The organism is Microlunatus sagamiharensis, from assembly GCF_900105785.1.
In the GTDB taxonomy this organism is placed as follows: domain Bacteria; phylum Actinomycetota; class Actinomycetes; order Propionibacteriales; family Propionibacteriaceae; genus Microlunatus; species Microlunatus sagamiharensis.
This window is the reverse complement of the sequence record NZ_LT629799.1, coordinates 16,157-30,211: the sequence shown is the minus strand read 5'-3', so window position 1 is coordinate 30,211 and position 14,055 is coordinate 16,157. Positions and strand designations below refer to the sequence as shown.

Genomic DNA, 14,055 nt, shown 5'->3' with positions numbered 1-14,055 from the left:
GCCCTAAGGTCGCGGCGTGCCCCGCTCTATCGCCACCAACACCTCCGCGACGCTCGACGAGCTCCTCGACTTCGTCCGCCCGCGGCACCGTTTCCTGCTGGCCACGACGCGGCGCGACGGCCGTCCGCAGCTGTCCCCCGTGTCCGGCGGGGTCGACGCCCAGGGCCGCCTCGTGATCTCGTCCTACCCGGCGCGGGCCAAGGTGACGAACGCCGAGCAGCGCCCGCCGGTGTCGGTCTGCGTGATCAGCGACGAGTGGGACGGCCCGTGGGTGCAGGTCGACGGCGACGCCGAGGTGCTGCACATGCCCGAGGCCGAGGACGGGCTCGTCGACTACTTCCGCTCCATCGCCGGCGAGCACCCCGACTGGGACGAGTACCGCGCGGCGATGCGGCTCCAGGACAAGTCGCTCCTGCGCATCACGCCGACGCGCTGGGGCCCGATCGCCACCGGCGGCTTCCCCGCCGAGGTCGCCGCCCGCCTGGACGGCTGAGCCTGTCGACAGGCTCAGGGAGCGTCGCCCGGGTCGAGCCGGCTGAACGCCTCGAGGTTGCGCGTCGACTCGCCGCGGGCCCGGCGCCAGGCCCACTCGCGCCGGATGCTGTCCGCGAACCCCAGCCCGACGATCGTGTCGAAGCTGGAGTCCGCGGTCTCCGCGAGCGCGCCGAGCAGCTGGTCGACGCTGTCCGCGACGAGCCCGCCGACCGGCAGCCGGCCGACGAGGTAGACGTCGCCGAGGTGGTCGACGCAGAAGGCCACGCCACCGAGGCGCAGGTTGCGCTCGAGCAGCCAGCGGTGCACCCGGTCCGCGTCCTGCTCCGGCGCCCGCGCCACGAACGCCCGCAGCTGCACGCTGTGCGCGCCCACCTCGAGCGCGCACTCCGTCGCGAGCTTGTGCTCCCCCGGCAGGGACACCGTGAACGTGTCCCCGCGCCGGCCCCACTTCAGCCCGAGCCCCTCGAGCGCCTCCTGCACGACCGCCGCAGCACCCATCGACGAAGCGTACGAAGAAGACCGACCGCAGCGCGTGGCCGACCTCCGGGGCACCGCCAGCACCTCAGCGCGGGCCGACCTCCCGACGGGTGCCAGGAGCGAGGGGCTCGGCGCCGTCTTCCCCGTTCGCCCCGACGCCGCACGCCCGCCCCGACCAGCGAGGAACGACGCGGCGTCGAGGCGAACGGGGAAGTCGGCGTCGTGAGAGCCCGGAGCGGTGGTGCCCGTCGGGATCTACGTCGCCTGGACGAACCAGCGCACCTCGTACGGCTCCAGGCGCAGGGGTCCGTCGTCGAGGGGCGTCTCCTCGGTGAGCGCGTCCCAGGCCCAGCTGCCCACGGGCACGACCCAGCGCGGCAGGCTCTGCGGCTCGGGCGTCACGTTGTGCACCGCGACCATCGTCTGCATCGGCGCGTGGCGCAGGTAGACGAGGACGCCGGGGTTGACGGGGTCCTGGACCTCGGTCTCGACGGAGGCCTCCAGCGCGGGCAGCGACGAGCGCACCGCGACCAGGTGCCGCAGCCCGCTGAACACGCGGTGCTCGAGCGTCCCCGGCTCGTGACGCCGCTCGGCGACGTCCCAGGGCATCCGGGGCCGGTGGACCCAGCGGTTGTCGTCGACGTGGTCGGGGTCCTCGGCGTAGGAGTGGTCGTTGCGCAGGCCGAGCTCGTCGCCCATGAAGAGCAGCGGCAGCCCGCCGAAGCCGAGGAACATCGCGTGGGCGAGCAGCAGCTTGCGCACGGCGAGCTCGAGGTGCTCCTCGTCGCCGCCGGCGAGCGCCGCCTCCACCCCGGCCAGCGACGCCGCGGTGCCGCTGATGCGCCGGTCGCCGGTCTCGAGGTTCTCCTGGAAGACCAGCCCGCGGGCGTCGCTCATCGGGTAGGTGCCAGCGTAGAAGTCGGCGAGGAAGCGGCGGTGCTCGTGGCCGTTGAGCCCGACCGAGGCGGCGTCGGCGTCGTCGATGGCCCAGCCGATGTCGTCGTGGCAACGAAGGTAGGTGGCCCAGACCGTCGTCGGCGGCTTGGCCGGGAAGCGGTTCATGGCCGCGCAGAAGAGCCGGGTGTCCTTGGCGGCGAGGGACGACCAGATCTGCACCATGAGCGAGTTCTGGTAGGCCATGTCGCTCACCCGGCCGGCGTGCTTGCCGACGCCGAGGTAGGGCGCGAGGTCCGCGGGGCCGACGATCGCCTCGGCCTTGAAGATGAGCGCCGGCGCCGCGATGCGTGCGACGGCGCGCAGGGCCTGCGTGATCGCGTGGACCTCGGGCTGGTTCTGGCAGGAGGTGCCCATCCGCTTGAAGATGAAGGCGATCGCGTCGAGGCGGAGGCACTCGACGCCGAGGTTGGCCAGCCACAGGACCAGGTCGGCGAACTCGTAGAAGACGTCCGGGTTGTGCCAGTTCAGGTCCCACTGCCAGGAGTTGAACGTGGTCCACACCCACGAGCTCGACTCCTCGTCGAAGGTGAAGCTGCCCGGCGCGGTGTCCGGGAAGACCTCGGGCAGCGTCCGCTCGTAGGCGTCCGGCAGCTCGCGGTCGGCGTACAGGTGGAAGAAGCGGCGGTGGTACGCGTCGCCGGCGCGGGCCGCGGCGGCCCAGGGGTGCTCGCGCGCGACATGGTTGAGCACCAGGTCGAGCGTGAGCGAGATGCCGCGCGAGCGGAGCGTGGTGGCGAGGTCGCGGAGGTCCTCGACCGTGCCGAGATCCTCGCGCACGGCGCGGTAGTCCATGACCGCGTAGCCGCCGTCGCTCTGCCCGGGTCGCGGGCGGAGCAGGGGCATCAGGTGCAGGTAGGTCACGCCGAGCTCGGAGAGGTAGTCCACCTTCTCCCCCACGCCCTTCAGCGTCCCGCCGAACAGGTCGGTGTACGTCGCGTAGCCGAGCATCGACTGGTGGCCGAACCACTGCGGGTCGGCGTGGCGCTGCAGGTCGAGCACCCGGAGGTCGGCCGGCCGCCGACGGAACCCGTCCGCGGCGATCTCGACGAGCCGCTCGGCCATCTCCACGGCGTGGGCGGGGTAGGCCCCGCCGAGGCCGGTCAGCAGGTCGGGCCAGTAACGCCGCAGCCGGGTCTCGAACACGGCCTGGTCATGGCGCGGCTCGCCGTCGAGCAGCCCCCGGACGTCCGGAGTGGTCACCTGAGAAGCCTACTCAGCAGGACCGGGCAGCCCGGAGCGCGGTTGATCTTGAACGAATCAGGCTCTCGTCGGTCACGATGTCGGCATGAGGCTCACCGGGGAGGCGCTGTGGCGACGGCTCCGCGAGCTCGACGACCCCGACCACCTCGAGCGACCCGCCGACTTCGACCGGGCGGCCACCGCCGAACGGTTCCGCACGCTCGTCGAGCGGGTGGAGGCCGCCTTCCGCTGCCGCTGCACCGCCGACCCCGACGAGCAGGACGCGAGCTTCTGGGGCACGCTCCGCGTGCCGGCGGAGGCGACGCGGACCGGCGCGCAGCTGGTGGTCTGCGTCAGCAGCTTCGGGTCGCTGGTGACCGTGTCGGTCGAGAACCCCGGCGCCTACGAAGCCGAGGAGACGGCGCTGCTGCTGGACCCGGAGGACGACGCACGGCTCGAAGGGGTCCTCGACGACCTGGGCTACGTGATCGTGCCGGAGCCGGAGCTGTGGCGCGAGTACGACGGCCCGAGCGAGCTCGTCGTCGGCGGCGGCCACGGCGGGACCTGGTGGACGCGCTTCTTCGACTGGTTCTGACGCACGTCCCCGGGCGACGCCCTCAGGCCGAGGTCTTCGACCTGATCTTGAGCCGCTTCTTGAACTCCTCGGTGAAGGCTTCGCGCACGGCGTCGGTGTCCAGCATCCCGCCGACCCGGCCGAACGAACCCGTCGCCGCGCGCTGGCAGACGACCAGCCAGGCCTGGCCCATGGCGTACGTGTACGACGAGGCGACACCCGCGCCGATCAGGCCCCCGGCCACGGTGCCCGCCCCCGGCACGAGCTTCAGCAGCCCGGTGAACGTCGCCCGCCCGGCCTGCGTCGCGGCGGTCGTCGACGCGATCGCCATGAGCGCCGCCCGGTCGAACTTGATCTTGTAGAGCTGCGCGATCTTGGCCATCATCCCGAGCTGGATCGGCACGAGCATCACCGCGTCGGAGAAGGGCACCGGCACGGCCGCGCTCGCCGCGGCGCTGGACGCCGCGGCCGCGATCACCTTCTGGGCCTCGGACGCCTTCCGGGAATGATCGATCTCCTGCGCTGCGACCAGGGCTCCGTGTACGCCTTCTGGCGCAACGCGAAAGGTGGCATCGAGGACCTCTCGCAGTCCGTACGCGGGCTGGCCGGTGAAGTCGTCGGGCTTGGCGTAGGTGAAGTACGGGCTGCCGGGCACCACCGGCAGGTGGCGCTGGCGGACCAGCTCGGCCAGGGCGACCGCGTCGGGGTGGAAGCCCGAGGCGTTGCGCGGCACCTGCGTCATCACGATGATCACCGGCAGCCCGAGGTCGTCGAGCGCGCGCACGAAGTCGGCCTCGGTGTCCTCGAAGCGCCGGTCCATCCCACGCACGCAGTACCAGGCCACGTGCACCTGCTCGCTCAGCGGGAGCTTGCGGGTGCGGTTGATCATCTTCTGCATCTCGTCGATGATCTTCTTGTCGTCGGTGCCGATCTCCAAGCCCTGGGTGTCGACGATCCCCAGGCTGCCGACCTTGTCGAGGTAGAGGTGGCTGCCCTGCGTCACCGGCTCGCCGATCCCGACCCGGGCGACCTCCTCGCCGAAGACCGCGTTCACCAGCGTCGACTTGCCCACGCCGGTCTTGCCGAAGACCGCGAGGTTGAAGCGTCCGATCGCCTCCGACGAGGACTCGTACTCGCTCCGGAAGGAGTCCTTGAGCCAGTCGTTCGCCATCGCGCCTCCTGCGGTGGGTCGGGCCGCCCAGCGTACGGGCCCGCCCCACCTCAGCCCCGGACCCTCGCTCCTGCCGCGGGGGGCTGCCCGGCCCGGGCCACCAGCTCGCGGGCCCGGTGGGCCACACGATGCAGCCCGAGGCGCTGCGCGCGGGCGGCGAGCCCGGCGAGCCCCGCCCGGTCCGGCTCGCGCCCGGCGGCGAGGTCGAGCTCGACCTGGGCCAGCGCGCAGCGCATCGTCGCGGGACCGCCGTCGTTGCGCGCGACCAGGTCGACGGCGAGCGCGAGGTCCGCCCGGGCCCCGTCGAGGTCGCCCAGGAGCGTGCGCAGCCGGGCGAGCGGGAGGGCCACCGGCCCGCACGACGCCACCTGGCCGACCATGGCCAGGCGCTCGCGGTCCGGGACCAGCTGCTCCACCAGCGTCGCCGCGTGGTGGGTGAGCCCGAGGTCGGCGACGAGGTTGGCGAGCACGGTCAGGTGCCCGAGGGTGAGCCAGACGGTCGGCACCTCCACCGCCAGCCGCTCGGTGACGAGGGCGTCTGCGGCATCCCGGTCGCCGGCGAAGCCGGCCCGCACGGCCGCCCACGTGAGGTCCTCGCGCACCTGGAAGGCCTGCGGCCACTCGACGACGTGGCCGGTGTCGAGACCGAGCAGGTTGGTGGCGAGCTCGAAGATGCCCAGCTCGTAGAGCTCGGTGCGCCGGTGCGCCTCGATCGCCCGGTTCAGGAGCTCCTGCGCGTCCCCCGCGCCGTGCCAGGTCGCGAAGCCAAACTCCGCCCAGCGCAGCTGCGCACGCAGCAGGCGCAGCCGCAGCCGATCGGCCTCGACCGCACCGAGGGCGAGCTGGCGCTCGCCCCCGGCGACATCGCCGAGGAGGGTCCGGCTCATCGTCGAGACCGTGTGCCGGAGGACCACGTCGACGTCGCGCTGCGCGTGCCCGAGCCCGTCGAGCCGGACCAGCAGCGCCTCGCACTCCTCGGCGTGCGCCGCCACCCCGACGTAGGTCAGGACCCGGCCGAGCAGGGCGTCGGCCAACGCGTCCACGTCGCCGGCCTCCTCGGCCACCGCGACGGCCTCGCGGGTGAGCCCGTCGGCGACCCGCGGGTCCGGGTTGTAGCCGTGCCCGACGCCCATGGCCGCGAGCAGGCGCGCACGGGCGACGGGGTCGGGCTCGACGAACCGCTGCAGCGACGACAGCCGTGCGAGCAGCGGCAGCGGGTCGTCCCCGCCGCTCGTCCACGGCCACGCTCCCGCCGAGCGCAGCAGGGCCGAGCACAGCCGACCGACGGTCGTCGTGGTGCCGGTCGCCTGCACGTCGGCCAGCGACGACTCGACGAGGTCGAGCAGCGTCTGCCCGCGCCCCGAGCGCGCCAGCGCCTGCACCTGGGCGACCAGGAGCGCGTCACGGCCGTCGGGGTCGTCGTGCGCGTGGGGCGCGGAGTCCCAGGCGCCCAGCGCCGCCTCCCACCACTGGGCGGCGGTCTCGTAGCTCCACTGCTCCTCGGCCTGCCGGGCGGCCGCCCGGCAGGCCTCGACCGTCGTCGTCACCTCGCCGAGCGGCAGCGCGGCGACGAGGTGGTGCGCCCGCCTGGCGAGCGGCTCCTCGGTGCTGCTCGAGGGTGCGTCGGCCAGGACCTCGGCGACGCGCAGGTGCACCCGCTGCCGACGGATCGGGCTCAGCCCGGCCAGCACCTCGTCGCGCAGCAGCGCGTGGGTGAAGCCGTAGCCGGTCCCACCCGGCGTCGGACCGATGATCCCCTCGTCGGCGGCGCCGTCGAGCAGGTCCGCGGCCCGCTCGGCATCGAGGCGGGCGACCAGGGCCAGCAGCGGCAGGTCGACGCGCTCGCCGATGACGGCAGCGGACCTGACGACGTCCAGGACGGCCGGCTCCAGCACCTGCAGGCGGCGCCCCAGCACGGCCCGCACGGCGCCGGGGAGCGCGGCGCCGAGCCGCTCCTGCGGAGGCAGGCGGGCGTACTCGCGCACGAAGAGCGGGTTGCCACCGGTCCGCTCGGTCAGCGCCGCGGCGTCGGGCCCGGACAGCACCTCCCCGCTCACCGTCCCGACCACGGCGGCCACGTCACCCGCGTCCAGGGGTCCGACGGCGAGCTCGCGCGCGTCGGCCGTCCGCCCGACCGCGCTCAGCGCCCGGCGCAGCGCGTCCTCCGTCGCCGGCCGCCGTTCCCCGTCGCGCAGGGTCACGAGCACGGTGACGTCGGCGTCGCGCAACGTTGCCGCCAGCGACGCGACGGCCGCCAGGGACGTCGCGTCAGCCCACTGCAGGTCGTCCAGCACGACCACGAGCGGGCTCCGCGCCGCCGCCCCCCGCAGCAGCTCCTCGAGCCGCTCGTAGACCAGGAACCGTCCGGCGTCGGCGTCCGCGCCGGCCGGCGGCGCGAGCAGCACGCCCGGGTCGGCCCCGAGCGCACGCACCACGGCCCGCCACGGCCACCACGCCGGCGCGCCCTCCTCCTCGAGGCAGCGCCCCCAGACGACCGTCGCGCCCGGGCGCACGGCGCGGGACACGGCCTCCTGCGCGAGCCGGGTCTTGCCGATCCCGGGCGGGCCGCTCAGCACCGCCCAGGCCGTGCGGCCCGAGCGGCCGCGGCCCAGCACGTCCGCCAACGCGGCGAGCGGCCCCGCGCGGCCCACGAAATCGTCGGTCGTCGGCGCGGACCGGGTCGCGTGCGCCAGCGGAACCGTCGCCGCGGCCGGGGGCGTCGGCGACGACCGCGGGCCCGACGAGCCCTCGGGCCAGGCGCCCAGGGACGCGTCGCCCCGCAGCACGGACTGCTGCAGCGCGCGGAGCTCCTGCCCCGGGTCCAGGCCGAGCTCGTCAGCGAGACCGTCGGCGTACGCGCGGTAGGCGTCGAGCGCCTCGGTGGTGCGGCCGGACCGTGCGAGCACGCGCACGAGCAGGGCCGCGACGTCGTCACGCCAGGGGTGCTCGTCGACGAGCGTGCGGGCGACGTCGAGGGCGGCGCCTAGGTCACCCGTCGCCGCGTGCGCCAGCACGGCGTCCGTGCGGGACCGCGTACGACGCTCCTCGAGCGCGGCCGACGCGGCCTGCACCCAGTCCTCGTCGGCCAGGTCGGCGAGCAGCGGACCGCGCCAGAGCCCCCGCGCGACCTCCCCCGCCGCCAGCGCGGCCGTCCAGTCCTGACGCTGCACGGCCTCGGCCTGCGTGCGGACCGCGGCGAGGTAGTCCTCGAGGTCGAACGACGCGAGGCCGACGTCGAGGCGGTAGCCCGGCGCCTGCCGGACCAGGGGCGTCGCGCGGCCCGAACCGTCGACGTCGGGCTCCCGGAGCAGGCGGCGCAGGTTCGACAGGTACGCCTGCAGGCTCGGTACCGCGCTGGGCGGGGCGTCCCGCGGCCAGGCGCCGGCGACGAGGCGGTCGGTCGAGACGACCCGGCCGCGCTCGAGGAGCAGCAGGGCGAGCACGAGGCGCTGCTTGGGCGCGCCGAGGTCGAGCGGGCGACCGTCCCGGCTGACGGTCAGCGGGCCGAGCAGCCCGTACGCGAGAGCCATCCACCGTCCTCGGCGAGACCTTGGCGAATCCTTGGCGGGCGCCCCTCCTGGAACCTGGCGACGCGTGGTGCCGACCCCAAGGTTCCGCCAAACCCGCGGCACGACTGTATCTGCGCACGGTCGACCACGACCACGACACCGCCCGGCAAGGGCACGCACTCCAGGAGCCGCCATGACCACCACCACCACGACCGCCGGCACCCCCACCGGAACCTCCGCCGGCAGGACGGCGGGCACCCCTACCGCCGAGGCGAGGCTCGCCGCGCTGCAGGAGGCTGGGCTCGTCGCGCACGGCCGCGGCAGCGCGGAGTACGACGCCCTCGTCTCGGGCTTCAACCTCGACCTGTCCGTCAGCCCGGTCGCCGTGGTCGAGGCGGCCGACGCGGCCGACGTCGTCGCCCTCGTCCGGCTCGCCGGCGAGCAGGGCTTCGGCGTCGGCGTCCGCCTCACCGGCCACGGCCTCAGCCCCGACCTGGACGACCAGGTCATGGTCCACACGCGCGGCCTGTCCGAGCTCCACGTCGACGCCGAGGGCCGCTGGGCCCGGGTCGGCGCCGGGGTGCTCTGGCAGCAGGTGCTCGACGTCGCTGCACCGCACGGGCTCGGCGCCGTCGCCGGGTCGGCCCCCGCGGTCGGCGTGGTCGGCTACCTCACCGGCGGCGGCATCAGCCCGGTCGGACGCACCTTCGGCCTGGGCATCGACCACGTGCGCTCCTTCGACGTCGTCACCGGGGACGGAGAGCTGCGCACCGCGAGCGCCGCCGAGAACCCGGACCTCTTCTGGGCGCTCAAGGGCGGCCGGGGCACCGCGGGCGTCGTGACCGCGGTCGAGATCGACCTGGTGCCGGTCGCCGAGCTCTACGCCGGGGCCCTGTTCTTCGACGGCGCCGACGCCGACACCGTCCTGCGGACCTGGGCGTCCTGGTCGGCCACGCTGCCCGCCGAGGCGACGACGTCGATCGCCTTCGTCCGGCTCCCGCCGCTCCCGCAGCTGCCGCCGCCGCTGGCCGGGAGGTTCACGATGAGCGTGCGCTTCGCCTGGACCGGGTCGCTCGAGCAGGGGCCCGAGGTGCTGGCGCCGATGCGCGCCTGCGCCACGCCGGTCCTCGACGGGGTCGGGCCGCTGCCCTTCGCCGCCCTCGGGGCGATCCACATGGACCCGGTCGACCCGATGCCGAGCCTGGAGGCCCACACCCTCCTCGCCGAGCTCACCGACGAGGCGCTGGGCGCGCTCGTCGACCTCGCCGGCCCGGCGGCCGAGTGCCCGCAGGTCGTCGTCGAGGTCCGCCAGCTCGGCGGCGCCATGAGCGACGGGGCCGAGGCGGCCTTCGCCCAGCGCGACGCCGCCTACAGCGTCTTCGCGGTCGGCCTCGCCGTCCCGCCGCTGCGCGAGGCGGTGACCGCTCACGGGCGCGCGCTCGTCGACGCCCTGGAGCCGTGCAGCACGTACGGCCTGCTGCCGAACTTCGCCACCGGCACCGACGCCGCCTGGTGGACCGCCGCGTACGGCGAGCAGGGCGTCGCCCGGCTGCGTGAGGTCGTGCAGGCGCACGACCCGCGACGCGTGCTCGCCGGCAGCCGCGCGCTGCTCGCGGCCACCGACCCCCGCCCGACCACCCGCTGAACCCACGCGACCACGACGAAGGGACCACGCCCATGACCACGACCGCGTCCGGAAGCCCCGGCACCACGCACGAGCACCGCACCCGGAACCAGTGCGTCGACCCCTGGCCGTGGACCGCGGCCCTCGGCTTCGCCAGCGGGACGCTCGTCCCGACCCCGGCCCGCACGCTCTACCTCGCCGGGCAGGCGGCGCTCGACGACGCGGGCGTGGTCGTCGCCCCCGGCGACATGGCGGGTCAGCTGGCCCGGACCATGGACAACGTCGAAACCGTCCTGCTCGTGGCCGGCATGACGCTCTCCGACGTGGTCCGCTACGACGTCTACACGACCGACATGGCGACCTACTTCTCCGCGGCCGGCGAGCTGGTCGGGCGGTTCGCTGCCGCGGGGGTCGTCCCGTGCGGCGGGATCGCCGCGCAGGTCGGCGCGCTCGCGATGCCCGGGCTGATGGTCGAGGTGGTCCGCACCGCGGCGCGATGACCGGGCGGCGACCGGAGAGCCGGAGGACAGAGGTCTGAGACGGGCGCCCCGCGCGAGCGGGGCGCCCACCCTCTGACGCCGGGTAGACTCATCTGGTTGCCCGAACGACGCCGTCGCGGGCCCGCGGGACCGGCTTGGGTTGGTCCGCCACCCCGGACGAGAAGGAACACCGCTCCATGCCCGTACGCAGCGACCTGCGCAACGTAGCCATCGTGGCCCACGTCGACCACGGCAAGACCACGCTCGTCGACGCCATGCTCTGGCAGTCCGGCGCCTTCCGCGCCAACCAGGACATCAACAACCGCGTGATGGACTCGATGGACCTCGAGCGCGAGAAGGGCATCACCATCCTCGCGAAGAACACGGCGGTGCTGCACCACGCGCCGGACGGTTCCGACGTGATCATCAACATCATCGACACCCCCGGCCACGCCGACTTCGGCGGTGAGGTCGAGCGCGGCCTCGAGATGGTCGACGGCGTCGTGCTGCTCGTCGACGCCTCCGAGGGCCCGCTGCCCCAGACGCGCTTCGTGCTGCGCAAGGCCCTGGCCAAGAACCTGCCGATCATCGTGGTCGTCAACAAGGTCGACCGCCCCGACGCGCGCATCGCCGAGGTCGTCGAGGAGACCTACGAGCTCTTCCTCGACCTGCTCGAGGACGGCGACACCGACGTCCTCGACTTCCCGGTCGTCTACGCCTCGGCCAAGGCCGGCCGCGCCTCGCTGACCGCCCCCGAGAACGGCGAGATGCCCGACTCGGAGAACCTCGGCCCGCTGTTCGCGACGATCCTGGACGGCGTCCCCGCCCCGCAGTACGAGGAGGGTGCGGTCCTCCAGGCGCACGTCACCAACCTCGACGCCTCCCCCTACCTCGGCCGCCTCGCGCTGTGCCGGGTGTTCGCGGGCGAGATGAAGCGCGGGCAGGTCGTGGCCTGGTGCAAGCAGGACGGCACCATCCAGAACATCAAGCTCACCGAGATGCTGATCACCGAGGCCCTCGACCGCGTGCCGGCCGAGATCGCCCGCCCCGGCGACATCATCGCCATCGCGGGCATCCCGGACATCACCATCGGCGAGACGCTGTCGGACCCCGAGAACCCGAAGCCCCTGCCGCTGATCACGGTCGACCAGCCCTCGATCTCGATGACCATCGGCATCAACACCTCGCCGCTGGCCGGCAAGTCGGGCAAGAACCTCACCGCCCGCCTGGTCAAGAACCGCCTCGACGCCGAGCTGATCGGCAACGTGTCGATCAAGGTCAACCCGACCGAGCGCCCCGACACCTGGGAGGTGCAGGGCCGTGGCGAGCTGCAGCTCGCGATCCTGGTCGAGATGATGCGCCGCGAGGGCTTCGAGCTCACGGTCGGCAAGCCGCAGGTCGTCACGCGCGAGATCGACGGCAAGCTGCACGAGCCGGTCGAGCGCCTCACGATCGACGCGCCGGAGGACTTCGTCGGGGTCGTCACCCAGCTGCTCGGGCTGCGCAAGGGCCGCCTGGAGCAGATGATCAACCACGGCACCGGCTGGGTCCGCATGGAGTACCTCGTGCCCGCCCGCGGCCTGATCGGCTTCCGGACCGAGTTCCTCACCGAGACCCGCGGCACCGGGATGATGCACCACGTCTTCGAGACGTACGAGCCCTGGCACGGAGAGCTCCGCACCCGCCCGAACGGCTCGCTCGTGGCCGACCGCAGCGGCGTCGTGACCGCGTACGCGTCCTTCAGCCTGCAGGAGCGCGGGACGCTCTTCGTCGGTCCGACGACCGAGGTCTACGAGGGCATGATCGTCGGCGAGAACGCCCGCGCCGACGACATGGACGTCAACATCACCCGCGAGAAGAAGCTCACCAACGTGCGCTCCTCCACCGGCGACGAGCTGGAGCGGCTGATCCCGCCGAAGAACATGGCCATGGAGCAGGCGCTGGAGTTCTGCCGCGGTGACGAGTGCATCGAGGTCACCCCGGCCGCGGTGCGCATCCGCAAGGTCGTGCTGAACGCCGGCGAGCGGTCGCGCACGCGGTCGCGCGCCAAGAACGCCTGACCCGGGGACGGCAAGGCGGCAGGGTCTCGTACGGACGCCCCCGGGGTTGACGACCTCGGGGGCGTTTCCGTAGGTTCGCGGAAGAGAAACTTTCTCTCCTGACCGCGAAACCTGTTGACGAGGACGTCACCCATGGCTGCTGCCACGCCCCTGATCCGCACCTCCGGCGCCGACTTCATCGGGCCCGACGGGCAGCCGCTGCTGCTCCGGGGGGTGTGCCTGGGCGGCTGGCTCAACATGGAGAACTTCATCACCGGCTACTCGGCCAACGAGTCGCTGATGCGCGCCGAGGTCGTCAAGGTCCTCGGTCCGGAGCGGTCCGAGCGCTTCTTCGAGCGGCTGCTGACGCAGTTCTTCGCCGAGGAGGACGCGGCCTTCCTCGCCGAGGCCGGGCTCAACCTGGTGCGCATCGCCGTCGGCTACAAGCACCTCGAGGACGACGCGCGACCGTTCGAGATCAAGGCCGACGGCTTCCGTCACCTCGACCGGGTGATCGAGCTGCTCGCCGACCACGGCATCTACTCGATCGTCGACCTGCACGCGCTCCCCGGCTCGCAGAACCAGCACTGGCACTCCGACAACCCGACGCACGTCGCCGCTTTCTGGCAGCACCGGCACTTCCAGGACCGCGTGGTCAACATCTGGGAGGCCATCGCCGAGCACTACCGCGGCAACGGCTGGGTCCTCGGCTACAACCTGCTCAACGAGCCCTCCGACGAGTCCGGCCAGGTCGTCGGCCCCTTCTGCTCGCGGCTGGTCTCGGCGATCCGCGCGGTCGACCCCGACCACGTGCTCTTCCTCGACGGCAACACGTACGCGACCGACTTCAGCATGTTCACCGAGCCCTACGACAACGCCGTGTGGACCCTGCACGACTACGTCCCGGCCGGTCTCGGACGCAGCCCGCACTACAGCACCGAGGAGGCGGAGGCGAAGTTCCTCGAGCGCTCCGAGCACGCGCGCTCGCTGACCTCGCCGATCCTGGTGGGCGAGTTCGGGCCCATCTACGGCGGCGACGAGGAGCACGACGCCTGGCTGCGCGAGATCCTGCGCGACCAGCTCGACCTCTACAACCGGCACAAGGCCAGCTGGACGCTGTGGATGTACAAGGACATCGGGCGCCAGGGCCTGGTCTCGGTCCGCCCCGACACGCCGTACCGGCAGCGGTTCGACGCCTTCGTCGCCAAGAAGGAGCGCCTCGGCGTCGACCAGTGGGGCAGCGACGGCATCGGCGTCGCCGAGGTGACCCAGCCCGTGCAGGACCTCGTCGCGACCGAGTTCCCGGACTTCGACCCGTACCCGTGGGGCCGCTTCGACTGGGTGCGGACGCTGCTGCTCAACATCACCTTCGCCCAGCCCCTCGCGCAGGAGTACGCCGAGCTGTTCCGCGGCCTCGACGACACCGAGCTGGACGCCCTGGCCGACTCCTTCGCCTTCTCCTCCTGCGAGGTCCGCGAGCCGCTGCTCGCCGAGCTCCAGCGGGCGCAGGAGGCTGCGGGCCAGCCGGCCCCGGCCAGAGCGGCGGTGTGA

General features: G+C 73.4%; 10 protein-coding genes. 6 read left to right on the top strand and 4 right to left on the bottom strand.

What is annotated here, in order from left to right; all coding sequences use genetic code 11:
• Positions 1-16 precede the first annotated feature (16 nt).
• Positions 17-493, top strand: coding sequence for a PPOX class F420-dependent oxidoreductase (locus BLU42_RS00130; protein ID WP_091071994.1), 477 nt, complete (start codon positions 17-19; stop codon positions 491-493).
• 14 nt (positions 494-507) lie between these two features.
• Here BLU42_RS00130 and BLU42_RS00125 read toward each other — a convergent pair whose 3' ends face one another.
• Together BLU42_RS00125 and BLU42_RS00120 are read right to left on the bottom strand one after the other, a co-directional pair.
• Positions 508-993, bottom strand: a complete 486-nt coding sequence (locus tag BLU42_RS00125) for a type III secretion system chaperone family protein (protein WP_091071990.1) — start codon at positions 991-993, stop codon at positions 508-510.
• Positions 994-1,227: 234 nt separating this feature from the next.
• Positions 1,228-3,129, bottom strand: a complete 1,902-nt coding sequence (locus BLU42_RS00120; protein ID WP_197680554.1) for an amylosucrase — start codon at positions 3,127-3,129, stop codon at positions 1,228-1,230.
• An 85-nt stretch (positions 3,130-3,214) separates the two neighbouring features.
• Here BLU42_RS00120 and BLU42_RS00115 point away from each other — a divergent pair, with 85 nt between their 5' ends.
• On the top strand, positions 3,215-3,703 hold the full coding sequence (locus BLU42_RS00115; RefSeq protein WP_091071987.1) for a hypothetical protein: 489 nt from the start codon (positions 3,215-3,217) through the stop codon (positions 3,701-3,703).
• 22 nt (positions 3,704-3,725) lie between these two features.
• On the opposite strand, the gene BLU42_RS00110 is transcribed toward BLU42_RS00115, so the two are convergent.
• Together BLU42_RS00110 and BLU42_RS00105 are read right to left on the bottom strand one after the other, a co-directional pair.
• Positions 3,726-4,853 carry a GTPase family protein gene (locus tag BLU42_RS00110; RefSeq protein WP_091071982.1) on the bottom strand — a complete coding sequence of 376 codons (1,128 nt, stop codon included), beginning with the start codon at positions 4,851-4,853 and terminating at the stop codon, positions 3,726-3,728.
• A 50-nt stretch (positions 4,854-4,903) separates the two neighbouring features.
• Positions 4,904-8,383: a BTAD domain-containing putative transcriptional regulator gene (locus BLU42_RS00105; protein WP_172825720.1), complete on the bottom strand. Its 3,480-nt coding sequence runs from the start codon at positions 8,381-8,383 to the stop codon at positions 4,904-4,906.
• A 172-nt stretch (positions 8,384-8,555) separates the two neighbouring features.
• On the opposite strand from BLU42_RS00105, the gene BLU42_RS00100 reads away from it, so the two are divergent.
• The 4 genes from BLU42_RS00100 (at position 8,556) to BLU42_RS00085 (ending at position 14,055) form a co-directional block, all read left to right on the top strand.
• Positions 8,556-10,007: an FAD-binding oxidoreductase gene (locus BLU42_RS00100; RefSeq protein ID WP_091071975.1), complete on the top strand. Its 1,452-nt coding sequence runs from the start codon at positions 8,556-8,558 to the stop codon at positions 10,005-10,007.
• Positions 10,008-10,039: 32 nt separating this feature from the next.
• A complete protein-coding gene (locus tag BLU42_RS00095) occupies positions 10,040-10,486 on the top strand; it encodes a RidA family protein (protein WP_091071972.1) in 447 nt (148 codons plus the stop codon).
• A 176-nt stretch (positions 10,487-10,662) separates the two neighbouring features.
• Complete coding sequence (typA, locus tag BLU42_RS00090) at positions 10,663-12,525, top strand: translational GTPase TypA (protein WP_091071969.1); 1,863 nt, start codon at positions 10,663-10,665, stop codon at positions 12,523-12,525.
• 132 nt (positions 12,526-12,657) lie between these two features.
• Positions 12,658-14,055 (top strand): glycoside hydrolase family 5 protein, encoded by a 1,398-nt coding sequence (locus BLU42_RS00085; RefSeq protein ID WP_091071966.1) that lies wholly within the window; start codon positions 12,658-12,660, stop codon positions 14,053-14,055.